The following is a 23,959-nucleotide window of genomic DNA, read 5'->3' as shown; positions in this document are numbered from 1 at the left end:
TTAGATACTGAAGTAATTATTACTTAATAATATTTGCATTAAATAAACACTTTAATTAGGTGCAATGTACTAAAATGTTATAAATTAGCTTAAACCAAATAATTCACAATTATGAAGAAAGTATTACTATCATGCTTTTTGTCCCTCGGGCTCGGAGCATCTGCACAGACCTACTGCACGCCGTCGTATTCGGATGGATGTGATGATGGAGACCAGATTAACAGTTTTTCAATTCCTGCTGCAGGCTTCAGCCATGTGAACACAGGATGTTCTGCCGGCCAGTACGGTGATTTTCATTCCACCCACACCATAAATTTGTCCGCCTCGGTGGCGTATAACTTTACGGTTACACATGACTACGGCTACCAGACTGTTAGGGTATGGGCTGATTTTAATAATGACGGCAGTTTTGATTCATCTGAACTCATCGGCAGCGGGGCCAGTCCTCAAACGGGTGCCAGCACTCAAACTTCATCTACAGTAACCGTCCCCGCGTCGACGCCTTTGGGTAACTACCGCCTGAGAATAGCAACAAAATACGATTATGACGGCACCGAACCGCCGGAACCTTGCGATAATACGGATGGTTTTGGCGAAGTACATGATTATACCCTGGCTGTTACTGTGCCGCCGTCATGCGTAGCCCCAAGTGCCCTGAACACAACTACTGTTTCCAGCTCAGGCCTGCAGGTAACGTGGACGGCTCCTGCAACGGCTCCTGCTAACGGGTATGATATTTACTATAGCGCAACGAACACACCGCCTGTTGCTGCAACAGTCCCAAGTAGTAATGCTGCGTCTTCACCTGCAGCGTTGAGCAGTCTTGCGCCGGCAACCACCTATTATGTTTGGGTGCGCTCCAGATGCAGCACAGCCGATCAAAGTGTCTGGGTTGCCGCCGGATCCGCAGCGACATCGTGTGCCCCGCTTGCTGCTCCTTTCTATGAATCTTTCAGTTCCGGTACTTTACCTAACTGCTGGACAAATATAAATCCTACCACTACTTCTACCAGTACCAATGCATTCTGGAAATTTTCCGGAAATCCCGAATATGGAGCAAGTCCGGTAAATAACGGAAGAACCGCGGGTACCTTTGCCTGGGTTGATGCAAGTTCACCCTATACAGGAGAACACCAGGTCCAGTTAACCACTCCTGAAATTAATTTGACAGGACTTACCAATCCGTATGTTCAGTTTGAATGGTACAAAAATCACCTTACTTCTGCTACAGGAACCCTGCCTCCGTATGATAATAACAAGCTTACGGTACATGTGACCAGCGACGGCACTACCTGGAACCAGATTTTTACCAACGACACCAACGCCAGTAACTGGAGACTGGAAGGAATTCCTTTAGGTGCTGCGTATGCAGGAGCCACAATTCGTGTGAGGTTCACCGTGGATAAGGATGCTGCAGGAAACGGTTATTTTTACGATGATCTTCTGTTGGATGAGGTGCGCGTGATGGAAACACCTACATGCCTTCAGCCTACCGGAGTCGCAGTTTCGAATGTGACCAGTTTCAGTGCAGATTTTGTATGGAATGCCACTGCCCCCGTTCCTGGCAATGGTTATGATTTCTATTACAGCACAAGTAACACCCCGCCTACTGCAGCCACAGTGCCAACCGCTGCCGGACTTGCCACACCTGCGTACTCGTTGACTGGTCTATTACCTTCAACCCTGTATTATGTTTGGGTTAGGTCCAATTGCAGTAGCAGTACACAGAGTCTTTGGTCTGCCGGCCCTTCTTTTACAACAATCTCCTTCTGTCCGGTAGTAACCGCGCCTGCTAATGGAGTTACCGGAGCTTCCCTTACTCCAACAATAACCTGGAATGCGATGCCCGGTGCTACCTCCTATATAATAACAATGGGATCAACGTCAGGCGGAACAGATATACTTAATGCTGTTAATGTGGGTAATGTAACTACTTACACGCTTACTGCACCACTTGCGAACAGTACAACTTATTATTATACAGTTAATGCGAGTAATGGCACCGTACTTTCTCAGTCCTGTGCTGTCCGGAGCTTCACTACAGTTTGTGCTTCAATTCTCCCAAATTATACAAATAACTTCAACACATTCCCGGGTAGCTGCTGGTCTGTAGCTTCGGGCGGTAGTCCTGCAACTGGTCCTACGGGTACTGGAAGTGGCATTTCCTTTAACTGGAGGGCTATGGTTTTCCTTACCGGAACAACCGGCGCCGGCGCTACTTCAATTAATCTCTACAGTTCCGGTCGTGCCGGTTGGTTAATCAGTCCGGTCTTCAATCTTTCTGCAGGCGGCACAAAAACTCTGACGTTTGATTACGGGATTACCGAGTACGGAAGTGCAAATCCAAGCCCTATGGGATCAGATGACGTTATAAATGTGCTGATGTCCACTGATGGTGGTGCAACCTGGACTACAATCCAAACCTGGACCGCAGCAGATAATATAGATAACAGTTCGCATCCATACAGCTATACTATACCGGCTGCTTCTGCTACTTCCCAGGTGATGTTTGCCTTTTATGGCACGGACGGAACAGTTTCCGATGGCGAAGATTTCGAGTTCTATGTGGATAATTTTATGATTACCGACAGTTCACTGTCCACGTCTGAAATCATAACAGATTCAAAAGAGGTAAGAGTTTATCCAAATCCGTTTACTGACGTTCTTAATATAACAGATGCGCAGAACCTGAAATCGGTTTCGGTTGTTGACATGTCCGGAAGATTGGTGAAGACTATTGCCAATCCTGGAAGACAGATTAACTTAAGTGAACTGAAAGCTGGACTTTATATCCTGAAATTGGATTACAAAGACGGGACTTCCAAATCTGTGAAAGCAATTAAGAAGTAAATATTTTAAACTGAAGCGGCGATTTTCGCCGCTTTTTTTTATTTTTCTGCAATGTAATGGTTGCTAGATCAGTAAGATAAAAAAGCAATGTAATCTAATTTAGAATTTATAATATGAGAAAAATCGATCAGCGAAGTAGTAGTCCCCAAACAACTCGGTGGGGAAAATTTTTGACAGTTGTGCTGGGACTGCTGGCAGCGTTTAATGTACACGCTCAGGTGAGTCTTTACAACTTTACGCAAAGTACTGCGGTATATACCGAAATTACTACTCCGACGGAGTTGGGTAAAGCCGTTGACAATACCTCCGCAGGTAGTCTGAACAGTAATGTGTACAATCTGACGCTCCCGTTTACCTTTAATTTCAACGCGCAGGATTATACCAATCTAAACGTTTCTTCAAATGGTTTTATCACCTTTGGAAGTACTCCGCCGGCGGCCACTACCACGACTCCGATATCGGGAAGCGTTGCGTACGAAGGCGCAGTCTCCGCCTTTGGTGGTGACCTGAATTCGTATTTCGACACTACGAATGCGGGATCAATTACCTGGGGTACAGAAGGAACAGCACCAAACAGGATTGCAGTCATTCAATGGCGTAATTTCAGACCGGTAAACAGTACATCCACCACCAATGTATATCTCCTGTCATTTCAGATCAGGCTGCATGAAAGTTCCAACAGAATATCTGTAGTGTACGGAGGCGGACAGTATCTTACAGGATCCACCGCTATTACTGCTACCAGACAGGTCGGTCTAAGGGGAGCCGGTAATTCAGATTATAATAACAGGCTCAGCAGTACTTCCGTACTTTTTGATGCCTCCACTGCCGGCACTGCCAATAACAGCACACAGGCAGTGAATACACAGGTAAACCCGCCGGGAATGCCGCCGTCCGGACTTACCTATACCTGGGATCCTCCTACATGTCTCATGCCGTCCGGTTTGAGTGCGGGTAATATAACCCAGACGGGAGCTTCACTAACATGGAATGCTTCGGTGACACCTCCTGCCAATGGCTACGATATTTATTATAACACCACCGGCACCGCACCTGTTGCCGCAACATCACCTGCTGTTTCGGGTGTTACAGGTCTGGGTTATCAGCTTACATCTGCTCTCACTCCAGCTACCACCTATTACGTTTGGATACGCTCCAATTGTTCGGCCGGCGATCAAAGTGTCTGGACAGTGCAGCCCGTAATTTTTTCAACCAGTTGCGTGCCGCCCGCTATTTTGCAGACAACCGGTGACACTGTATGTCTGAATGAACCTGCAGTGCTTAATGCGACTGCACAGGCAGGCGCCACTGTAAACTGGTATGCGTCTTCAGCAGGAGGGTCGCCATTAGCGACGGGCAATGTCTTTACTACGCCTGCCGTTACTGCCACCACGTCCTATTGGGTAAGCGCTTCACAGGGTGCCGCAGGACCTGTCGGGAAAACCGCACCGGAAACGGGAGCGACCGGAGGAGCTGGTACCACATTATTTGGATTGGTATTCGATGTGTTTGCACCCGTAACTATTGAAACAGTAACCATTTACCCTGTAAGCGCAACTTCAGCCACAGGAACAGTTATTATTGATGTACTTAATTCCGCTGGAGCAATCGTGCATTCTGCTACAGTAAATGTTACAGGTTCGCCTGTTTCGGCACCTGTCCCGCAAGTAGTGAATTTAGGATTTGCAATTGCTCCCGGTATCAGTTATAAAATGAGACCACGCAGTATGAGCGGATTCTCACAACTCTTGTTTGACCCCGCTGCTGTGGCGCCTACCGGAGGATATGCATATCCGTTTACTTTCCCGGGACTTCTAACAATAAACACAAGTACTCTTACAGCAGCTAATACTCCGCGAAATGACCTGTATTATTATTTCTACAACTGGCAGCTTTCTTCGGTATGTGAATCAGCCCTGCAGGAAGTGATAGCCACGCTTGATTCTAGCCCAAACTGTAGTATGGGTGTTAGCGATCTTGCGGACTCGTATGTACCAATCGAGATCAGTCCGAATCCAATGACAGATTATGCCACTGTTAACACAAAAGCTACAGTTACAAAGGTGGAATTCTACTCAATGACCGGTGGTCTGGCCCTGTCTCAAAGCGGCAGAACGATCACAACTGTAGATGTGCGCAGACTGGCTGCCGGAAATTATGTGGCCGTACTGACATTACAGGACGGAACTCAATATTCAAGAAAAGTGATTAAAAAGTAAAAGCTTTCGTATTCACTAAAATTGAACGGCCTCTTTTTGAGGCTGTTTTTTTATGTCTGAGGAAACCAAAGCAAATTGAGATTATTTACAATTTTATGGAGTGTTTTTTTGTCGCTCGGACGGGGACAGTTGAAATTATTCTCGGTATTAAAGTGTGTAAATACCTAATGGAGTTGCTTCAGTACCTACTGATTTCCCACATTTCGTCCAGGGATTGCGGTCTTTTCGCCGCAGCGTTTGCAGTAATTCGCATCATCGTCAATATCATCATTCATGCAGCGGCTGCATACTTTTTCAAAATTCTGTCTTTTATTTCTCATTTCGGCGGTCACTATTCCCGTAGGAACAGCAATTATCGAGTAACCGGCAAGCATCAGAAGGATGGCGAAAAATTTACCCAGCGGGGTAGTAGGTGATACATCCCCGTAGCCTACCGTAGTTACAGTAACTACAGCCCAGTAGATGCTTTGCGGGATACTTTCAAAACCTTCCTTGTGTCCTTCTACCATGTACATCATGGAGCCTACAATCACCGAAAATATCATCAGGAAAAGCAGGAAGATGTAAATTTTACGCGAGCTGTTCTTCAATGCACGTACAATAAGGTAACCGTCATTCATGAAATCCAGCAGGTTCAGGATCCTGAAAATACGAAGGATACGCAGCATCCTGATGATAAGGAAAAACTTGGTTACAGGCAGCAGAAGGCTCAGGAAAAAAGGAACAATTGCAAGTAAGTCAATGATTCCGAAAAAGCTGAAAATATATTCACGTTTATTACGGATTGTGATAATCCGAAGAATGTATTCGGCAGTAAAAAAAAGTGAAATCGTCCATTCCAACACAACAAACAGGGTGTGGAATCTGAGGTCAAAGGAGGGTACACTCTCCATCATAACGATGAAGGTGCTCAGGAAGATCAGGATGAGCAGGCAAATGTCAAACAGTTTACCTAAAGGAGTATCAGCACGGTAGATGATCCTGAAAAGCTGCCGCTTCCATTTTTTTCTCTCCGGAATGAAATCGTGCTCCTTTTCAATGGCGTTGTGCGGTTCCATATGGCTCTGTTTGGAATTTATCCTTATTTTCGTTACAAACTTAATGAAATGAAGTTAAAGGAGGTGATTTTTGAAATTGAAAATATATTTTCAATGAAACAGGCGGAAGCCTTTGATAATGTGGGTCTGCTCTGCGGTAATCCTGAAAGGGAAATTACAGGAATGCTGGTGTGCCATGACGCGCTGGAAAGTGTAGTGGATGAAGCTGTAGAGTCAGCTGCGAACCTGATCATTACTTTTCACCCAATCATATTTTCAGGTCTTAAATCGCTCACCGGCAAAAACTATGTGGAAAGGGCTGTTATGAAGGCCATAGAAAATAGGATTGCCATTTATGCGATACACACAGCATTCGATAATGATTATTTCGGCGTCAATTTTGGGATCTGCCAAAAGCTGGGGCTTAAAGACCAGAAAATACTCATGCCAAAAAAGGAAAATCTGAAGAAGCTGGAGGTCATGGTTCCCAGTGAACACGCTGATGCCGTCAGAGAAGCTCTTTTTTTCTGCCGGAGCAGGCGGAATTGGATTCTACGACCAGTGCAGCTTCAGCCATACCGGCACCGGAACATTCAGGCCTTTGCCGGGTTCCGATCCCTTTTCGGGTAGCCAGGGCTTCCGCAGCAGCGTGTCGGAAGAAAAGCTGTCGGTTATTTTTGAATCCTATAAGCAGAGCAGAACCGTTGCGGCGATGAAGAAAGCACATCCCTATGAGGAGGTGGCCTATAATATTATCCGGCTGGAGAATGAAAACCAGTACTCGGGCCTGGGCCGCTACGGCGAATTTGATGAACCGATGAGCAGCGCAGACTTCCTGCGGTTTGTAAAGGAAAAATTTAACCTTCCTGTAATTCGCCACAGTAATTTGGTTTCGGAACAAATCAAAAGGGTAGGTGTATTGGGCGGCAGTGGTGCCTCCGGAATAAGTGCAGCACTGGCAGTTGGTTGCGATGCATACATTACAGGTGACGTGAAGTACCATGATTTCTTTGGTGCAGAGAATAAAATGGTGATTTGTGATATCGGTCATTATGAATCGGAACAGTTTGTAACTCAACAATTATTTGACATTTTGTCGGAAAAATTTCGTAAATTTGCAGTCTCAAAATCAATCAGGAATACCAATCCTGTTAATTACTTTTTATAATATATGGCTAAGAAAAACGTAGAAATTTCTGTTGAAGAAAAATTAAGGGCGCTGTATGACCTTCAGATTATTGATTCCAGATTAGACGATATCCGCAACACCAGGGGAGAACTTCCTATTGAAGTGGAAGATCTGGAGATTGAGATCGAAGGTTTGGAAAAAAGAGCGGAGAAGTTTCAGGCTGAGATTAAAGAGCAGAACGACGAGATCAATACCAAGAGGGAAGTAATTAACCATGCTAATTCCCTTATTGAAAAATATAAATCGCAGCAGGATAACGTACGCAACAACAAGGAATTTGAATCCCTGGATAAGGAGATTGAATTTCAGGAACTTGAAATCCAGCTGGCTGATAAAAGAATCAATGAGTTTGAGGCCAAGATCTCCCATAAAAATGAGACTATGGACGAGCTTAACAACAAGATCGAGCAGTTGAAGAGTCACCTTAAATTCAAGAAAGAAGAACTTGAAAACCTTGTGGCTGAAACACAGAAAGAGGAAGATTTTCTTGTTGAGAAATCAGCAGAATTCTCCAAGAATATCGATGAGCGTTTGTTGGCTTCTTATAACAGGATCCGTTCGAGCTCCACAACCGGTCTGGCTGTAGTGGGTCTGGAAAGAGGCGCGCCTAAGGGTTCATTCTTTACCGTGCCGCCACAGAAGCAAATGGAAATCGCACAGCGTAAGAAAATCATCATTGACGAGCATTCAGGAAAGATCCTTATTGATGATGAAATGGTAAACGAAGAAAATGAGAAGATGCAGGACATCATCAAATTCTAGTTTTGTTTTCCAATATATAGTAAAAAAGCCCGCTGCAGCGGGCTTTTTCAATATTAATAATTGATGTCCTATTTACTGTTATGACCATACATACTGTTGTACAGGTCTGAAAAATGTTCCTTAATCGCTTTCCGCTTCAGTTTCATGGTAGGGGTGAGCAGGCCATCGTCAATAGACCAAACTTCTGGTGTAAGTTCGAATCTTTTGATTTGCTCCCAGCTGCCCAGTTTGGTATTCAGATAATCAATTTCCTTACCTATCCTGTCTTTAAGCTCCCTGCTTTGTGAAATCTCCTGCGGCGTGCTTCCTATGTCCAGTTTGTGACGCTCGGCCCAGTGTTTGGCAAAATTAAAATCAGGCTGTACAAAAGCACAGGGCATTTTTTCACCGTCGCCAACTACCATAATCTGCTCAATGAATTTTGAAGCCTTTGCCTGGTTTTCGATTACCTGCGGTGCGATATATTTCCCACCGGAGGTCTTGAACATTTCCTTTTTACGGTCAGTGATCTTCAGGAAGCCCTCATTGTCTATATGTCCAATGTCACCGGTGCGGAAAAATCCGTCCTCCGTGAAAACTTCGCTGTTAAGCTGTTCATTCTTAAAATAACCTTTGAATACGGACGGACCTTTTACTGTGATCTCACCATCTTCCTGAATTTTCACTTCCAGATTATCCAGTACATGGCCTACGGTTCCGATCTTCATCTTTTCAAAAGAGTTAACAGAAATCACGGGAGATGTTTCAGTAAGTCCATAACCTTCCAGAATCGGAATGCCCGCATTTTGGAACATTTTGTTAAGCCTTTCAGAAAGGGCAGCAGAGCCTGATACCAAGGTGATGATGTTACCACCCAAGCCTTCTCTCCATTTGGAAAATACCAGCTTATCCGCAATTACCTCCAAAAGTCCGGAGGGCTTGCCAATGTTTTTTTTGTTCTTGTTTACACCCAGCGCCCACAGAAAAATCTTGGATTTCAGACCACCTGCGCTGGTGCCTTTATCGTAAATCTTATCGTATACTTTTTCTATAAGGCGCGGTACAACGCTCATATAATGAGGCTTGACTTCTTTAATATTATCGCCCATTTTTTCGATGCTTTCGGCGAAGTAAATGCTGAAACCGTTATACTGAAAAAGGTAAAAAAGCATCCTCTCAAAAATATGGCAGATGGGGAGGAAGCTCAGTACTCTGGAATCTTTATAGTCCAGCCTTTTGTCGCGGGGAATACGCTTGTCTGAGGCCAGAACATTCGAAACTATATTAAGGTGCGTAAGCATAACCCCTTTTGGTTTGCCCGTGGTTCCGGACGTGTAAATGATGGTCGCAAGATCTTCCGGATTTATGGTTGCCGAAAGATCTGTTACCTCACGCTGGTTGGCTTCGTCACTACCCAGGTCCAGCACCTCCTGCCAGTTAGCCGCCCCTTCAATAGAGTCGAAAGTAAAGATGCCCTGCAGCGAAGGCACTTCCGGTTTGGCAGTTTTAACCTTCTGCAGCAGATCGCGGTCTGAGACAAAGCAGTATTTAACCTCGGCATCATTAAATATATAAACATAATCATCGGCAGAGATTGTAGGATAAACCGGCACGCTTATAGCGCCAATCTGCGAAATGCCCAGATCCATCACAGCCCACTCTGTACGGGTAGCAGTCGTTATCAGAGCGATCTTGTCGCCGGGCTTAATTCCCAGTTTCAGAAGTCCGCGGGAAATTCTGTTTCCAAGGTTCACATACTCCTTACTTGAGGTTTTTTGCCATTCCCCGTTATATTTTGTGACAAACATATCGTCCTGCGGAAATTTTTCAGTGGCGTGATGTGCAATATCAAATAATCTTCTGATGGACATACTGTAGTTTTTAGGTTAAATTCTCAATCGTATTGGTAAATATATTCTTTTTCGGCCAGATCTCCAATATGAAACAAATTTCCATGTTGGATCAAAAAACCGTAAATTTGCAGGCAAACAAAAATCCATTATGAACTTTAATTTATCAGAAGAGCATTTGATGATACAGCAGGCAGCCCGGGACTTTGCACAGGCTGAACTGCTGCCCGGTGTTATCGAAAGAGACAATGCTCAGAAATTTCCGCACGAACAGGTTAAGAAAATGGGGGAACTCGGTTTTCTTGGGATGATGGTGGACCCTAAATACGGCGGTGCCGGTATGGACAGCATTTCCTACGTTTTGGCTATGGAGGAGATTGCCAAAGTTGATGCTTCGGCGGCTGTAGTGATGTCAGTAAATAACTCTCTGGTATGTGCCGGTCTTGAAAAATACTGCAACGAAGATCAGAAAATGAAATATCTGTACCCGCTGGCCAGCGGTGAGGTGATCGGAGCTTTCGCTCTTTCTGAGCCTGAAGCCGGTTCGGATGCTACGTCCCAGAAAACTACGGCTGTAGATATGGGTGACCATTATATCCTGAACGGAACCAAGAACTGGATTACAAACGGGGGCAATGCCACTTATTATATCGTTATTGCACAAACCGATCCTGAGAAAAAACATAAAGGAATTAACGCTTTTATCGTAGAGAAAGGATGGAAAGGTTTCGAGATCGGTCCGAAAGAGGACAAACTTGGAATCCGTGGGAGCGATACGCACTCACTTCTTTTTACCGATGTTAAAGTACCTAAGGAAAACAGAATTGGTGAGGACGGATTTGGATTCAACTTTGCTATGGGTGTCCTGAACGGCGGGCGTATCGGTATCGCTTCCCAGGCTTTGGGTATCGCTTCCGGGGCGTACGAACTGGCACTGAAATATGCTAAGGAGAGAAAAGCATTCGGTACGGAGATCATCAACCACCAGGCTATTGCCTTTAAACTTGCTGATATGGCTACGCAGATTACTGCAGCCCGAATGCTGTGTCTGAAAGCTGCTTTTGAGAAAGATGAAGGTAAAGATATCGGTGAAATCGGAGCTATGGCAAAACTGTATTCCTCACAGGTCGCTATGGATACTACCATTGAAGCAGTGCAGATCCACGGCGGATACGGTTATGTGAAGGAGTACCATGTGGAGCGCATGATGCGTGATGCAAAGATTACCCAGATTTACGAAGGAACTTCAGAGATCCAGAGAATCGTTATCTCCAGAAGCATCGCTAAGAAATAACTGATTTAAAAGTCAGTCCTGAGAACCACATAAAAAGACAGCTATGGCCGAATATCAGTTTGAAGAGAAAAAAGGAGGTTACGGAAAGATCCTTATATGGGTGCTGCTTATTATTTTCCTTTTTGGCGGAGTATTCGTCTGGTATAAATACTATTTTGTATTTGGTGAAGGGGTGAAATCCGGCTATCTGAATTACGCGGTGAAGAAGGGCTATGTTTTCAAAACCTATGAAGGTAAGATTATTCAGGAAGGTTTTGGTAAAGGCCGGACAGGTGCGCTCACCAGTTATGAGTTTGAATTTTCTGTAGATGATCCCCAGGTTTTCAAACAATTGGAGGAAAACAGCGGAAAACACTTCGACCTTCATTATAAGGAGTATAACGGGGCCATTCCATGGCGAGGCAATACCAAATATGTGGTAGACAGGATTGTCAATATGAAATAAGAACAGCAATCCCTTCGAGAATTCGGAGGGATTTTTTTAAATTATTAAAATGAAAGAGTACTTTATAAAACGTGAAGGCATTATTCGGCTTTTGTCCCTGATCGCTATAACCATTTCGGTTTTTGTGGATCAGCCGGCCCTGAAAATTGGTTTGCTCGTGCTGGGAATCGGCGGACTGATAACCCTGGCCTGGTTCCGCAAACAAATGGTAACTTTAATTATTTTCTGCATCCTGTTTGTGGCTACACTAATTGTTTATTACCTGAAATCCACGGGCACCATCTGATCAGGCGCAAAGGCAAGTTTAACAAACCTTAACAGGACCTTTGCATTATTGTTGTACATCTGCAGTCAATAAACAATTAAAAAGATGAACAACCAAAAATTAGCCGGTCTGTGGATCGATACCGAAAAGGCTATTGTAGCCAAGAATCATGATGAACAGTCAGCATCAGAATTTTTTCTCTGCAATCCCGTGAAGCATGAAATTCAGCATGGAAACTCTAACGAGCATACTGGAAACAACGCTGAACAGACTAACAAGCGCAAATTTTTTAAGGAGATAGCAGAATTACTTGTAAATACAGAAAAGGTGCTTATTACAGGTCCCGGAACCATTCAGGAAGAACTAAAAAGTCACCTGCTTTCAACTCCTGAGTATAAAGATCTGGATATTACACTGCAAACATCCCAACAGATGGGTGACCAACAAGTGTTGGAGACTGTAAAATCGCATTTCGGAAATTAATTTTTCTTACATTTTTGCAGAATCCCTTCAGCGACAACTGAAGGGATTTTCTGTGTATCCGTAAAAGGAGCAGTACCATTATTAATTTATTTGGGGCGGTACTTCTCATAGGGATCTGTATCGGTTTTTTCAGCGGGTGGATTAACTTCTTCGGCCTTTTTTACAGGATGGGTTTCAATAAATTCCTCCTGTGGCACCTCCTCTACATAAGGTTTAGGTGTTTCTTCAAATTGCCTGTTTTTGTTTCTGCCACGCATAAAATACCAAATCAATGCACCGATGACGAGCACCGGCCAAAAGGGTAACAACGCAAGCAGGACTTTGCCTAAAACATCAAACCCTTTCATAAACGCTCCGGAAGCACTGTTGTCATTTGTTGGTGTAGAATCAGGCTCTTTTTCCGCCAGGATATCGGTCATGGCTTCCTGACGCTTCTCACTCAGGATAAATTCCAGGCTGGACATACGGTTTGGGTCGTAATCAGTTCCGGAACTTTCCACACTTCTGGTAGTCAGCGTGCCCAGGCGGTCGGGTAAATGAGTGGCTGCTTCATCAAAATATTGGGTCGGAATCGTCACGCGGATCACCTGCTTCCTGTCGCCGTTTATATCTTCAAATTTTTCTGAAACAATACCTCCCTGAAACCTTTTTAGCGCCAGCGAAAGGTCATCCCGTGAGTTACTGAGGTCATACACGGTGATTTCCATCACACCCGTTTTTGTAATCGGATTTGTAATCATTGGAGCGGCTTCAGCCACAGATGGCGATACTGTATTATTGTCTGGCGCAACAGATTTTTCCTCAGCCTTTTCCTCAGTCTTTTCAGGCTGCGTACTTTGTCGGGCCGACTTAGAAACCTTGTCAATAGTCTTTGAGATGGTGGAAAGCACATCAATCGGGTTGGAGGTCTCCTTAAGCACTCTGCCTGCAGAATCAACTGTCTTAAGTACATCGGAACCTTTCTGGATATCCCTTCTGGCATTTTTAAGTACGGCATTCAGGGAGTCAAGGCTTTTCGCGTTGTCCTGAATCACTTTGCCAACGCTTTCCTTGGTCTTTTCAATCTCCGGAACGATAATCTTATTGAATTTTGCGGTATCCCTTACAATTTTAGAAATGGAATCCAGCGTACGAACGCCGTCGTTGGCACGCGTAAAGAGGCTGTCGGCATTTTTTATGGTATCACTGGTTTGCTGCATCTCCGATTTGGAGCAGGAAATCACCGCAGTTCCCAAAGCCAGTGTGTATAGTAAGTTTTTCATTTATAACAGATAACGGGTGCAGTTAATCAAAATGTATTCCTAAGTTGAGTACTAAGTAATTATGATATCTAGACAGTTTCACTTAGACCATCTCGATTACTTTCAAGTCCTGCGTCATGCCATAATTGCTTAAAGGTTAATATAATTTTCCCACCAAATAGTTGTTTACTGAAATTATTGAATTAGCAGCCGAATGTTTCTGGTTCTGTCTTCAATCTTTTGAAAGTACTCATCATATTCAACTTTTTGGGTTAAGTCCAAAAACAATACTTTTTTACGAAAACTGTTAATCTTAACTAATTCAATCTTATTTAGCGTGAACCTGCCATCACCTAAATAATAACTTAGATTTCTATCGGATTCAGTGTCGAAGATCTCTAGCATAAAATCATTATAACGTACAAAAGGAGCTACAATAAAAGACTTATCTGGCGAAAATTGAGGTTCATTAAATACATGATAAATTTTTTTGCTGTTGATATTTAACAGGTAATAGCCACCGCTATCCATAAAATAGTATTTGAAAATATAAAATTCATCAAGTTTAGAGTCAAGCATTAGGTTGCCATCAACTATAATTGATGTAGAATCATTATCTCGTTTTGTACCGGCTGTACATATTTTGAAAACCCTCGGTTTAAACGTCTCTTTTTCAACTTTTAAGCATTGTCCCTCGATATAACCAGGGAATAATTTACTTAACTCCTCAAAATCAGCTTTACCTGTTATTTTTATTGGTTGCAGTAATGGCAGCGAATTTTTGATTACTTCCTTATAATAATTTTCGCTGTAGGTGCTAATTACAAAGCTGCCTTTAGATTCTATGTTCTGCTTGAAAAATTCCAACTTTTGAGCTGGCAATAGTTGAAACAGAAGTATGAGTATTATTATAGTATTTTTGTTCATCAGCTAATGTTTGGTTTATTTGATCGTTTGCCCAGTGTCGGAGTATTTAAATTACTTACGATTGCTGGTTTTCTCATGAAACTCTTTAATTATTCCTTTCTTTAAGAGAAAAATAGCGCATCGTAAGGAATATATTGATTACTGTAGTTGATTAATTAGGTCTGAAAGTACTAAAATATCATAAACAATCGGGTAAGAGGATTTTATACAAATCAATAAATTACCAACCACCAACCACCATTCACTAAATCCTCTCCTCTTTTATTTCCTCCACAATCTCCGGATTCAGCAGGGTAGAGGTGTCGCCAAAGTTGGCAAAATCTCCTTCTGCAATTTTCCTTAAAATCCTCCGCATAATTTTGCCTGAACGTGTTTTTGGCAAGGCAGACACGAACTGAATCTTATCCAGTTTAGCAATCGGTCCCACTGTATCGCTGATTACCTGGTTAATTTCCTTTCTCAAGTTGTCGCGGTCGCGGCTCTCGCCCACATCTTTCAAAATGACATACCCATAGAGCGCGCTTCCTTTGATGTCGTGCGGATAACCTACAATCGCCGATTCTGCCACCGCAGGATGCTGGTTGATGCTGTCCTCTATGGGTGCAGTTCCGAGGTTGTGCCCGGAAACAATAATCACATCATCTACACGTCCCGTAATTCTGTAGTAGCCCACTTCATCGCGCAGGGCACCGTCGCCGGTGAAATATTTACCCGGAAATGCCGTGAAGTAGGTTTCCTTATACCGCTGATGATCGCCCCAGATCGTTCTCGCGATTCCGGGCCACGGAAAACGGATACAGAGGTTGCCGTCAACCTGATTTCCGGTGATTTCATTCCGTTTATCATCCATCAAAACCGGCTGAATTCCCGGAAGTGGAAGGGTAGCGTAGGTCGGTTTGGTTGGCGTTACAAACGGAATCGGCGAAATCATAATGCCGCCGGTCTCAGTTTGCCACCAGGTATCCACAATCGGGCATTTCTTTTTGCCCACATGGTCGTTGTACCAGTGCCAGGCCTCATCGTTAATGGGTTCGCCCACGGAACCTATAATGCGCAGACTGGAAAGGTCATGTTTCTCTACCCACTCATAAGACTCCTTGGCCAGCGAGCGGATTGCAGTCGGAGCTGTGTAAAACTGGGTGACTTTGTGTTTTTCAATCACTTCCCAGAAACGGTCGGGTTCCGGGTACGTAGGAACACCTTCGAAGATTACCGTCGTAGCGCCGTTTGCGAGCGGTCCGTAGAGGATGTACGAGTGCCCTGTGATCCAGCCAATGTCCGCTGTGCACCAGTAAATATCGTTTTCCCTGTAATTAAATACGTTCTTGAAAGTATACGCCGTGTAAACCATATAACCGGCCGTGGTGTGCAACATGCCTTTGGGTTTTCCAGTGGAGCCGGAAGTGTACAGAATGAACAGTGGATCTTCGGCATCCATTATCACCGAAATGAAATCTGAAGCGGCTTTTTCGTAAAGCGGTTCCAGCCAGAAGTCGCGTCCTTCCTTCATTTTTACGTTGCCGCCGGTTCTTTTCACAACCAAAACTTTCTCCACAGTCGGGCAGCTTTCCACGGCTTCGTCGATAATTCCTTTGAGATCGATGGCTTTGTTACCGCGGTAACTTCCGTCCGAACAGATTATCAGTTTTGCCTGGCAGTCATTCACACGTGAAGTCACCGCCGAGGCAGAGAATCCAGCAAATATCACCGAATGCACTGCTCCCAGGCGCGCGCAGGCAAGCATCATCACGGCAAGTTCAGGAATCATCGGCAGATAAATGCAGACCCGGTCGCCCTTTTCAATGCCCATATCGCGCAGCACATTGGCCATTTTGCAGACTCTGTCGCGCAGTTCGGAATACGAAATATGCTGTGCCTCTTCGGTCGGATCGTTGGGTTCCCAGATAATCGCGGTCTTGTCGCCGCGGGTGTTCAGGTGGCGGTCTATGCAGTTCTTGGTGATGTTGAGTTTGGCATTTTTAAACCATTTAATTTTGGCCTCATGCATGTCATATTCCACCACTTTTCTCCATCGCTGGTACCACACGAAGTTTTCGTCAGCAATTTTATCCCAGAATTTCTTGGGGTTTTTGATCGATTTTTTATACTGTTTAAAATAATCCGGTAGATCATCTATAAAATAATTTTTCATAATTTTTAATTTTTTATTCTGCTTTTATTCAGGAGCTTTTTCCTGCTATGCGCTCATACTCCTCCCCGCCTGCGGCGGGTGCGGGGTAACCGCTCCTATCAGGGCTAAGGAGCCTGGGTAGCCAAATCCTGTTCAGGTATCTAAGTTAGATTTTTTCTTTTTTATACAAGTCCATCATTTGCTGAAGTTCTTCCACAATGGATTCATCATCTATGGTGGATGGCATCTGGTATTCCTTCCCATCCAGCATGGTGCGGATCAGTTTTCTTAAAATTTTTCCGGAACGTGTTTTCGGAAGTCTGTTTACGACCATGGCATTCTTAAGACAGGCCACTGCGCCTATTTTCTCTCTTACCAAATTCACAATATCCTTTTCCAGCTGCTCCTGATCTGCTTTGGAGCCCGATTTTAAGACCGCGATGGCAAAAGGAACCTGACCTTTCAGATCATCATCAATTCCCACCACGCAGCATTCGGCGACCTCCTTGTGCGCCGATACCACTTCCTCCATTTCTGAGGTGGAAAGCCGGTGTCCGGCCACATTAATCACATCGTCCACGCGTCCGGTAACGAACACATAACCGTCTTCATCTTTAATCGCGCCATCACCGGAGAAATAATATCCCGGAAACCTGGAGAGATAGCCGAATTTAAACCGTTCGGGATCGCCCCAAACTCCGGTCATGGCTCCCGGAGCCAGCGGAAGTTTAATAACCAGATATCCTTCGTGGTGCGCTTCCAGTTCGTAACCTTCTTCGCTGAAAATTTTGATGTCATAACCGGGAATTGGTTTTCCTGCGGAGGCTCGTTTAATTTTAACATCTTCCACACCGGGCATTAAGCCCAACATCGGCCAGCCGGATTCGGTTTGCCACCAGTGATCAATTGCGGGAACGCCCACAAATTCCTCGTACCAGTCCAAGGTAGCCACATCGCAGCGTTCGCCGGCCAAAAACTGGGTTCTGAGGGAAGATAAATCGTATTTCTTTACAAACTCGCCTTCAGGATCTTCTTTTTTAATAGCTCTGATTGCCGTAGGAGCGGTAAACATGACCGAAACTTTATGTTCCTCAATGACACGCCAGAAAGTACCAGCATCCGGAGTGCCAATAGGTTTTCCTTCAAAAATAACCGTAGTGTTTCTATTGATGAGCGGAGCATAAACCGAGAAACTGTGGCCCACAGCCCAACCGATATCAGAGGCGGCCCAGAAGGTTTCGCCTTCATTTGCGCCGTAAATATTTTTAATCGCAAATTTCATCGCGACTGCATGACCTCCATTGTCGCGAACCACGCCCTTTGGTTTTCCGGTGGTTCCAGAGGTATAAAGAATATAGAGTGGGTGGTTAGATTCTACGGGGACACACTCCACAGGTTCCGATTCTGCGATCAGTTTATCAAAATCAGTCAGACCGTCAGCTTTATGATTAATTCTGTTGCCCAACAGTTTGCGGTCGAACGCAACAATATGCTCGGGTTTGTGCTCGGAAAGTGAAATGGCTTCTTTAACAAAAGGCAAATACGGAATCCGGCGCGCCACCTCCATACCGGAACTTGCGGTAATGATGGCTTTCGGATTACAGTCATCGATCCTGATGGCCAGTTCTGTAGGTGCAAAACCACCAAAAACCACGGAATGCGTTACGCCCAATCTCGCACATGCCAGCATGGCAAATAATGACTCGGGAATCATAGGCATATAAACAATAGCGGTATCGCCTTTTTGCAACCCTAAGTTTTGCAATCCTCCCGCCAGTTTAGCAACCTTTTCCCGAACTTCGCTGTAGGTGTATTTAATGATTCTGGAGGTTACCGGTGAATCGTAAATAATAGCTGCCTGATCGCCGAAACCATCATTAATATGCTTGTCCAGAGCCAGATAACAGGTGTTTAACTCTCCGTCTGTGTACCAGGTCGGATAGTTTTCACCGTCGTTCGTAAGTATTTGGGTCGGTTTTTTGAACCATTCAATATTTTCGGCCTGTGCTGCCCAAAATTCTTCTTTATTGTCCACACTTTCGCGGAACATTTCCTGCGCTTTCATATTTTCAGTTTTATTTAATTAGATTTTCTACCTGTTCTGTAAGTTTTTTAATGGAGTAGGGCTTTGTAACGTACGCATCGGCACCCAGTTCCAATCCTTGGGCAATATCGCCCTCACCGCTTTTTGCTGAAAGGAATATGACTTTTATATTGGAATAAGCTTCGTTCTTTCGGATTTCTGCCAGGGTAGTATATCCGTCCACGTTCGGCATCATAATATCGAGCAGAATAATATCCGGAATTTCGGTTTTCAGGATTTCCAATACTTCGGAGCCGTCCCGCGCGATAAATACCTCGTAACCTGCTTTGCGGAAGGCATATTCCAGCGTCATTATAATTTTATGTTCGTCGTCTGCAATTAGTATCTTTTTCATTATGTATCATTTTTAGTGGGCAAAAAAATCTCGAAGGTTACCCCGATTTCTTTGTTTTTAGCTTTAATGGTTCCGCCATGCGCATTAATTATCCGTTTACAAATTGCCAGTCCCAAACCGCTCCCTACAGGTTTCAGGAGATTCTGATTTTTACTTTGGTAAAACTTTTCGAAAACGAACTCCAGATCTTCTTCCGGAATCATTTTTCCCGTATTGAAAACCGATATCTTTAGTCTGCCTTCTTTTTCCTGCAATTTAGTCTGTATCATTCCCTGTTCATTGGTGAATTTCAGTGCGTTCCCCAGGATATTCTGGAACACCTGAATCATCTTCATCTCATCATATTCATAAGTTTCATTATTAAGTAAATTCACTTCGGAGTGGTGCAGGTGTTTCTGATCAAACAGGTGCAGTAAAGGTTTTAGTGATTTATGGTAGGTTTCAACTATGTTTTTCCTGTCAATATTAAGCGGCATAGTTCCGGCTTCCAGTTTATCCAGGTACAGGATGTCATTAATGATTTCGGCAAGCCTGTCACTTTCGGAAATAATATTGCCCAAAAAGTCTTTTTTAATCTCTGCAGGCATATCTTCATCATCCAAAAGCAATTCGCTGGTTGCGCGGATGGCGGTAAGGGGAGTGCGCAGTTCGTGTGCTACGGAATCCAGAAAATCGTCTTTCTGTTTGTCTTTTATCACCAGTGTTTCATTCGCATTCTGCAACTCTTCCGAAAGTTTGCTCAGCTGTTGCGAATGCTCGGTGAGCTGCTTGTTCATGGAGATGTTCTCTTTTGATTCTTCCAGAATTTTAAGAACCTCAGGCAAGGTAATTTTATCCTCCTGAGTTACCCCTTCAATTAATATTTTAGCTGAAGCAGTACCGATTCTTCCGCTGAGTAAATTCTCTGAAAACTTAATGAATCGCGAATCTGCACTGTCGTTTTCATCAGAAATATTGTACTTTAGATTAAAGATCTTCAGCGCCTGTCGGGTTTTTTTCTCACCTAAAAAGCGGGTCAGAATTTTGCGGATATCGGAAATGTTGGCGGTGCCTTTCCAGATATAGGCGTTTTCATGATTCTGAATATAATCGTTAATGTCAACATAAAGTTCCGCAAAGTTTCTTTCTCTGTAATTACCCGCGGTGAGGGACGAAACGATCATAAAAAGTCCACTGTTTATAAGCAAACTCCAGAAAAAAACATTGGCAACCGGCGAAAGATAGTTCAGTTTAAAAAAATTAAATACTGCTGAATTCTGATAAGTAGTTTCGAAATAATGGGGCAAAATAAGATTGAAATAACAGATCAACATACCCACAATTAGGCCACTTACCGCGCCGGAGAAGCTCCCCCGCCGCCAGAAAATCGCACCAAAAAATGAAGGTGCCAGCTGTGCAATCATCACAAAAGCAATAAGTCCCACAGAAAATAAGGATGCACTGCTAATGAGGAATTTGTAGAACAGGAATCCAACGATAATCAATGAGAAAATACTGAATTTGCGGATATTGACGATCGTTCTGTTGTTGGAATATTCGGTCTCGGTTTTCAAACTGTTTAGCCAGCCGTAGGGAATAATAATGTTATTGGACAGCATTATAGACAGTGAAATACTCGAAATAATAATCATGGAAATACAGGCACTCAAGCCGCCCAGAAATACCATTCCGGCAATTAGTATATTCCCGAATTTCTGCGGAATAAGGATCGAATAAAACTCCGGATTAACATTTTCGCCTAAAAATAGGATCTTGCCACCCCAAGCGATCGGAAACACGAAGATATTCATCAGCAATAAATAAAGCGGGAATAACCAAATCGCTGTTTTTAGGTGCTTTTCTGTTCTGTTTTCCACGATGGTTGTGTGAAACTGCCTTGGAAGCATGAAAATCGCCGTCATGGAAAGCATGCTCATCAGAAAAAAATTAAAGCCGCCTTCTAAACCGTTGATGGTATTTTTCTGAGCAAAATCAGGAAGTTTGGAAGCTTGTTCGTAGATATCATTAAAACCGTTAAATACGCCGTACACCACAAAAATCCCCAGTACAATAAAGAAGATCAGTTTCAGGAAGCTTTCAAACGCTACTGCAGAAATAATCCCCAGTCTTTTTTCGGAAGCATCCACATATTTAGTTCCGTAATAGGCGGAAAATATGGCGATAATCACCACGACATAGGTTGCGGTATCAAGAAAAATATTATCCGAATTTGCCGTAGCTGTCATTAAATGAAAGGTATCGGAGATCGCTTTAATCTGAAGTCCGATGTATGGAATTACCGCCAGCATACATACAATTGCGACCAGTGCTCCCAGAAACCGGCTGTTACCATAGCGCAGAGAAATGAAATCGGCAATACTGCTTATTTTATGAACCCGCGATATCCTGATAATTTTGGTATTAATATAAATCCAGGAAGGAATGATGATTACCGGACCTAAGTAAACTGCCAGATACTCCAAACCCTGGTTGGAAGCCACGCCTATACTGCCGTAATATGTCCACGCCGAACAGTACACCGCTAATGAAAGGGAGTAGATGTAAGGATTGTTTACCCAGAAATTGCTCTTCCTTTTTTCCGCCCAGAAAGCGATAAAGAAAAGCAGCCCCAAAGACAGGATGACGAGCAAAAATAAAATCGGACTACTCATTATACTTCCGGAATATTAAAAATGACAGTAAGCTGGAGGCAAACCATACCGCAAAAAGGTAGGCATAAATAGCTGGCAGGCCCATGAAAGACTTTGTGCCGTTGAACAGAAGTAAAACCGGTGCATTGAGCATCACAAATAATGTGATGCTCAAAATAACCAGTTTTTGTTTGTGTCTGTTTTTCATTTGGAAATTTGGAAAGATCAGTATATGATTTAATGGCCATTCATCTTGGCATGGGCCGCTTTAGATCTTATCCTCAGAATATTCCCCTTTGAATGAGTACCAGCCAAAAACGGCCAGTCCGCCCACGATGATAGGCACCAGAATGACCAGGATAATCCATCCAAAAACGTTGTCTTCCTGCTTGTCCGACATTATTTTCGGAAGTCCGAAGACTGTTAAACCATAGTATGCTACCACCACTGCGAGCAGCAGCCATACAATTCCTAATATTTTTTTTACTGAATCCATTTTATTGTTTTTTAAAGTTAATGAAATTCCGGAAACCGTGAGGCTGGTTTAGCTTGAAGGGATCTCCGGAAGCTGTCTTATTCTGTTTAATGCTGGTCTTCTTCCAGACTTTTGTTCTTGGTTTTCAGGTATAGCGTACCAATGACCAAACAGACGGCGGCTACAATAATCGGATACCAAAGTCCCTGGAGATACCATTCCGGATGCCCTGCATCTTTGCCCGAGGTCACCAGGTAAGTTGCCACGGCCGGCAGCAGTCCGCCGAAGATTCCGTTACCGATATGATAAGGCAGCGACATGGAGGTGTAGCGGATGCGGATGGGGAACATCTCCACCAAAAATGCTGCTATAGGACCGTAAACCATTGTTACAAAGACCACCTGTACAAACACCAGGAATATGAGTAACCATCGGGTATCCGGATTCACCGTGATGCTTTCTTTTACTAAAGGCGCTTCCGCTTTTCCGTTGGTTATTACCGGTCCGGTGGCAGCCCAATGTACTATACTGTCGCGTTTCAGTAAGGTGCCGTCGGTAAAGGTTTTTTCGGTATGAAAACTGATAAGGCTGTCGCCGGCAATTTTTTCATGTGCAATGGCGGTTCTTTTCTCTACAAGACCTTTGGGTCCCAGCACCTTTTCTTCTATGTTTACGGAATTGTACATTGTTTTGTAGATGGGTCTGTAGGCGATGATGGCGATCAACATACCAATCATCATAATGGGTTTTCGTCCTACCTTATCGGACAGCCACCCGAAGAGAATAAAGAGCGGAGTTCCCAGGAAGAGCGCCAGAGCCATCATAGAATCTACCTGCGCCGATTCGAGATTCATTACTTTCTGCATGAAACTCATGGCGTAAAACTGACCGGTGTACCAAATGACACCCTGACCCATTACGGCTCCGAATAAAGCTAGCAATACAAATTTAAAGTTGAGTTTGTTACCAAAACTTTCTTTCAGCGGATTGGTTGAGGTTTTTCCCTCTTTTTTAGCCTTTGCGAACAGTGGTGATTCCTTCATGTTTCTGCGGATCACATAGGATACACCCACCATCAGGATTGAAATCCAGAACGGAATTCTCCAGCCCCATCCGTCAAATTCTTCAGGAGTTAAAGATGTTTTAGTTACCAGAATTACAATCAGTGAAATGAACAGTCCGGCGGTTGCGGTAGTCTGAATCCAGGACGTCCAGTAGCCTCGTCGGTGAGGCTGGGAGTACTCGGCAACATAGGTTGCAGCGCCACCATATTCGCCACCCAGGGCAAGTCCCTGTAAAAGTCTGAGGATTAAAACCAGTACGGGAGCCGCATAACCAATGGTTTCAAAGCTGGGTACACAACCGATCAGGAATGTGGAGAAACCCATAATGAGTAGGGTAACAAGAAAGGTGTATTTTCTGCCGATGATATCTCCCAGTCTGCCAAAAAACAGTGCACCGAAAGGTCTTACTACGAAACCTGCTGCAAAGGTGGCCAGGGTAGAGAGAAATGCCGCAGTGGGGTTATCTGCCGGGAAGAATTTTGTGGCCAATACCACTGCTAAACTTCCGAAAATATAGAAGTCATACCATTCAATAAGAGTTCCTAAAGATGAGGCCATAATAACGCCCCAAATCGTTTTGTTCTTTTTTTTCTCTGCGACGTAAGCATCATGCTCGTGCTGGGTTTTAAATTTTTTGCTCATGACTGTATTTGGTTTTTTTTATTGAAATTTCTCTTCGA

Annotated in this window: 18 protein-coding genes and 1 pseudogene; 8 read left to right on the top strand and 11 right to left on the bottom strand. The window is 43.9% G+C overall.

What is annotated here, in order from left to right; translation table 11 throughout:
- Window positions 1-111: 111 nt before the first annotated feature.
- Together H1R16_RS03515 and H1R16_RS03510 are read left to right on the top strand one after the other, a co-directional pair.
- Window positions 112-2,850, top strand: a complete 2,739-nt coding sequence (locus H1R16_RS03515) for a T9SS type A sorting domain-containing protein (RefSeq protein ID WP_181887431.1) — start codon at window positions 112-114, stop codon at window positions 2,848-2,850.
- 113 nt (window positions 2,851-2,963) lie between these two features.
- The gene (locus H1R16_RS03510; RefSeq protein ID WP_181887430.1) at window positions 2,964-5,069 is read left to right on the top strand and encodes an Ig-like domain-containing protein; all 2,106 of its coding nucleotides are present in this window, start codon (window positions 2,964-2,966) and stop codon (window positions 5,067-5,069) included.
- Between the two features lie 185 nt (window positions 5,070-5,254).
- Here H1R16_RS03510 and H1R16_RS03505 read toward each other — a convergent pair whose 3' ends face one another.
- The gene (locus H1R16_RS03505; protein WP_181887429.1) at window positions 5,255-6,127 is read right to left on the bottom strand and encodes an ion transporter; all 873 of its coding nucleotides are present in this window, start codon (window positions 6,125-6,127) and stop codon (window positions 5,255-5,257) included.
- Between the two features lie 48 nt (window positions 6,128-6,175).
- Between H1R16_RS03505 and H1R16_RS03500 the strand changes: the two are divergent.
- Together H1R16_RS03500 and H1R16_RS03495 are read left to right on the top strand one after the other, a co-directional pair.
- Window positions 6,176-7,274, top strand: a pseudogene (locus tag H1R16_RS03500) (Nif3-like dinuclear metal center hexameric protein).
- 3 nt (window positions 7,275-7,277) lie between these two features.
- Window positions 7,278-8,057, top strand: coding sequence for a zinc ribbon domain-containing protein (locus H1R16_RS03495; protein ID WP_181887427.1), 780 nt, complete (start codon window positions 7,278-7,280; stop codon window positions 8,055-8,057).
- A 68-nt stretch (window positions 8,058-8,125) separates the two neighbouring features.
- Here the strand turns inward: H1R16_RS03495 and H1R16_RS03490 are convergent, their stop codons facing one another.
- Window positions 8,126-9,907 carry an AMP-dependent synthetase/ligase gene (locus H1R16_RS03490; RefSeq protein ID WP_181887426.1) on the bottom strand — a complete coding sequence of 594 codons (1,782 nt, stop codon included), beginning with the start codon at window positions 9,905-9,907 and terminating at the stop codon, window positions 8,126-8,128.
- A gap of 130 nt (window positions 9,908-10,037) precedes the next feature.
- Between H1R16_RS03490 and H1R16_RS03485 the strand changes: the two genes are divergently transcribed.
- The 4 genes from H1R16_RS03485 (at window position 10,038) to H1R16_RS03470 (ending at window position 12,373) form a co-directional block, all read left to right on the top strand.
- Window positions 10,038-11,180 (top strand): acyl-CoA dehydrogenase, encoded by a 1,143-nt coding sequence (locus H1R16_RS03485; protein ID WP_181887425.1) that lies wholly within the window; start codon window positions 10,038-10,040, stop codon window positions 11,178-11,180.
- 43 nt (window positions 11,181-11,223) lie between these two features.
- Window positions 11,224-11,625, top strand: coding sequence for a hypothetical protein (locus H1R16_RS03480; protein WP_181887424.1), 402 nt, complete (start codon window positions 11,224-11,226; stop codon window positions 11,623-11,625).
- A gap of 49 nt (window positions 11,626-11,674) precedes the next feature.
- Window positions 11,675-11,911: a hypothetical protein gene (locus H1R16_RS03475; protein ID WP_181887423.1), complete on the top strand. Its 237-nt coding sequence runs from the start codon at window positions 11,675-11,677 to the stop codon at window positions 11,909-11,911.
- 84 nt (window positions 11,912-11,995) lie between these two features.
- Window positions 11,996-12,373, top strand: coding sequence for a hypothetical protein (locus H1R16_RS03470; protein ID WP_181887422.1), 378 nt, complete (start codon window positions 11,996-11,998; stop codon window positions 12,371-12,373).
- An 86-nt stretch (window positions 12,374-12,459) separates the two neighbouring features.
- On the opposite strand, the gene H1R16_RS03465 is transcribed toward H1R16_RS03470, so the two are convergent.
- The 9 genes from H1R16_RS03465 to H1R16_RS03425 form a co-directional block, all read right to left on the bottom strand.
- Entirely contained in the window at window positions 12,460-13,635 is a 1,176-nt protein-coding gene (locus H1R16_RS03465) for a hypothetical protein (protein ID WP_181887421.1), read from the bottom strand.
- Window positions 13,636-13,809: 174 nt separating this feature from the next.
- Complete coding sequence (locus H1R16_RS03460; RefSeq protein ID WP_181887420.1) at window positions 13,810-14,541, bottom strand: hypothetical protein; 732 nt, start codon at window positions 14,539-14,541, stop codon at window positions 13,810-13,812.
- A gap of 244 nt (window positions 14,542-14,785) precedes the next feature.
- Entirely contained in the window at window positions 14,786-16,693 is a 1,908-nt protein-coding gene (gene acs / locus H1R16_RS03455; RefSeq protein WP_181887419.1) for an acetate--CoA ligase, read from the bottom strand.
- A gap of 145 nt (window positions 16,694-16,838) precedes the next feature.
- Entirely contained in the window at window positions 16,839-18,737 is a 1,899-nt protein-coding gene (locus H1R16_RS03450; protein ID WP_181887418.1) for an AMP-binding protein, read from the bottom strand.
- Between the two features lie 10 nt (window positions 18,738-18,747).
- The gene (locus H1R16_RS03445) at window positions 18,748-19,110 is read right to left on the bottom strand and encodes a response regulator transcription factor (protein ID WP_181887417.1); all 363 of its coding nucleotides are present in this window, start codon (window positions 19,108-19,110) and stop codon (window positions 18,748-18,750) included.
- A complete protein-coding gene (locus H1R16_RS03440; RefSeq protein ID WP_181887416.1) occupies window positions 19,110-21,761 on the bottom strand; it encodes an ATP-binding protein in 2,652 nt (883 codons plus the stop codon). Before H1R16_RS03440 ends, H1R16_RS03445 begins: the two co-directional genes overlap by 1 nt.
- Window positions 21,754-21,948, bottom strand: a complete 195-nt coding sequence (locus tag H1R16_RS03435; protein ID WP_181887415.1) for a hypothetical protein — start codon at window positions 21,946-21,948, stop codon at window positions 21,754-21,756. Before H1R16_RS03435 ends, H1R16_RS03440 begins: the two co-directional genes overlap by 8 nt.
- A gap of 60 nt (window positions 21,949-22,008) precedes the next feature.
- Entirely contained in the window at window positions 22,009-22,236 is a 228-nt protein-coding gene (locus tag H1R16_RS03430) for a DUF6814 family protein (RefSeq protein ID WP_181887414.1), read from the bottom strand.
- A gap of 86 nt (window positions 22,237-22,322) precedes the next feature.
- Complete coding sequence (locus H1R16_RS03425) at window positions 22,323-23,921, bottom strand: MFS transporter (protein ID WP_228451090.1); 1,599 nt, start codon at window positions 23,919-23,921, stop codon at window positions 22,323-22,325.
- Window positions 23,922-23,959 lie beyond the last annotated feature (38 nt).

It is taken from the genome of Marnyiella aurantia (assembly GCF_014041915.1).
Lineage (GTDB): Bacteria > Bacteroidota > Bacteroidia > Flavobacteriales > Weeksellaceae > Marnyiella > Marnyiella aurantia.
Note: the sequence above shows the minus strand (reverse complement) of the source record. Positions and strands in the feature narration are given on the sequence as shown.

Bases quoted from the DNA above. Each gene is read 5' to 3' on its own strand.
- H1R16_RS03490 (WP_181887426.1), bottom strand. From the start codon at position 9,907: ATGTCCATCAGAAGATTATTTGATATTGCACATCACGCCACTGAAAAA.
- H1R16_RS03480 (WP_181887424.1), top strand. From the start codon at position 11,224: ATGGCCGAATATCAGTTTGAAGAGAAAAAAGGAGGTTACGGAAAGATC.
- H1R16_RS03425 (WP_228451090.1), bottom strand. From the start codon at position 23,921: ATGAGCAAAAAATTTAAAACCCAGCACGAGCATGATGCTTACGTCGCA.
- H1R16_RS03470 (WP_181887422.1), top strand. From the start codon at position 11,996: ATGAACAACCAAAAATTAGCCGGTCTGTGGATCGATACCGAAAAGGCT.
- H1R16_RS03495 (WP_181887427.1), top strand. From the start codon at position 7,278: ATGGCTAAGAAAAACGTAGAAATTTCTGTTGAAGAAAAATTAAGGGCG.
- H1R16_RS03515 (WP_181887431.1), top strand. From the start codon at position 112: ATGAAGAAAGTATTACTATCATGCTTTTTGTCCCTCGGGCTCGGAGCA.
- H1R16_RS03435 (WP_181887415.1), bottom strand. From the start codon at position 21,948: ATGAAAAACAGACACAAACAAAAACTGGTTATTTTGAGCATCACATTA.
- H1R16_RS03460 (WP_181887420.1), bottom strand. From the start codon at position 14,541: ATGAACAAAAATACTATAATAATACTCATACTTCTGTTTCAACTATTG.
- H1R16_RS03445 (WP_181887417.1), bottom strand. From the start codon at position 19,110: ATGAAAAAGATACTAATTGCAGACGACGAACATAAAATTATAATGACG.
- H1R16_RS03465 (WP_181887421.1), bottom strand. From the start codon at position 13,635: ATGAAAAACTTACTATACACACTGGCTTTGGGAACTGCGGTGATTTCC.
- H1R16_RS03510 (WP_181887430.1), top strand. From the start codon at position 2,964: ATGAGAAAAATCGATCAGCGAAGTAGTAGTCCCCAAACAACTCGGTGG.
- H1R16_RS03475 (WP_181887423.1), top strand. From the start codon at position 11,675: ATGAAAGAGTACTTTATAAAACGTGAAGGCATTATTCGGCTTTTGTCC.
- H1R16_RS03505 (WP_181887429.1), bottom strand. From the start codon at position 6,127: ATGGAACCGCACAACGCCATTGAAAAGGAGCACGATTTCATTCCGGAG.
- H1R16_RS03440 (WP_181887416.1), bottom strand. From the start codon at position 21,761: ATGAGTAGTCCGATTTTATTTTTGCTCGTCATCCTGTCTTTGGGGCTG.
- H1R16_RS03485 (WP_181887425.1), top strand. From the start codon at position 10,038: ATGAACTTTAATTTATCAGAAGAGCATTTGATGATACAGCAGGCAGCC.
- acs (WP_181887419.1), bottom strand. From the start codon at position 16,693: ATGAAAAATTATTTTATAGATGATCTACCGGATTATTTTAAACAGTAT.
- H1R16_RS03450 (WP_181887418.1), bottom strand. From the start codon at position 18,737: ATGAAAGCGCAGGAAATGTTCCGCGAAAGTGTGGACAATAAAGAAGAA.
- H1R16_RS03430 (WP_181887414.1), bottom strand. From the start codon at position 22,236: ATGGATTCAGTAAAAAAAATATTAGGAATTGTATGGCTGCTGCTCGCA.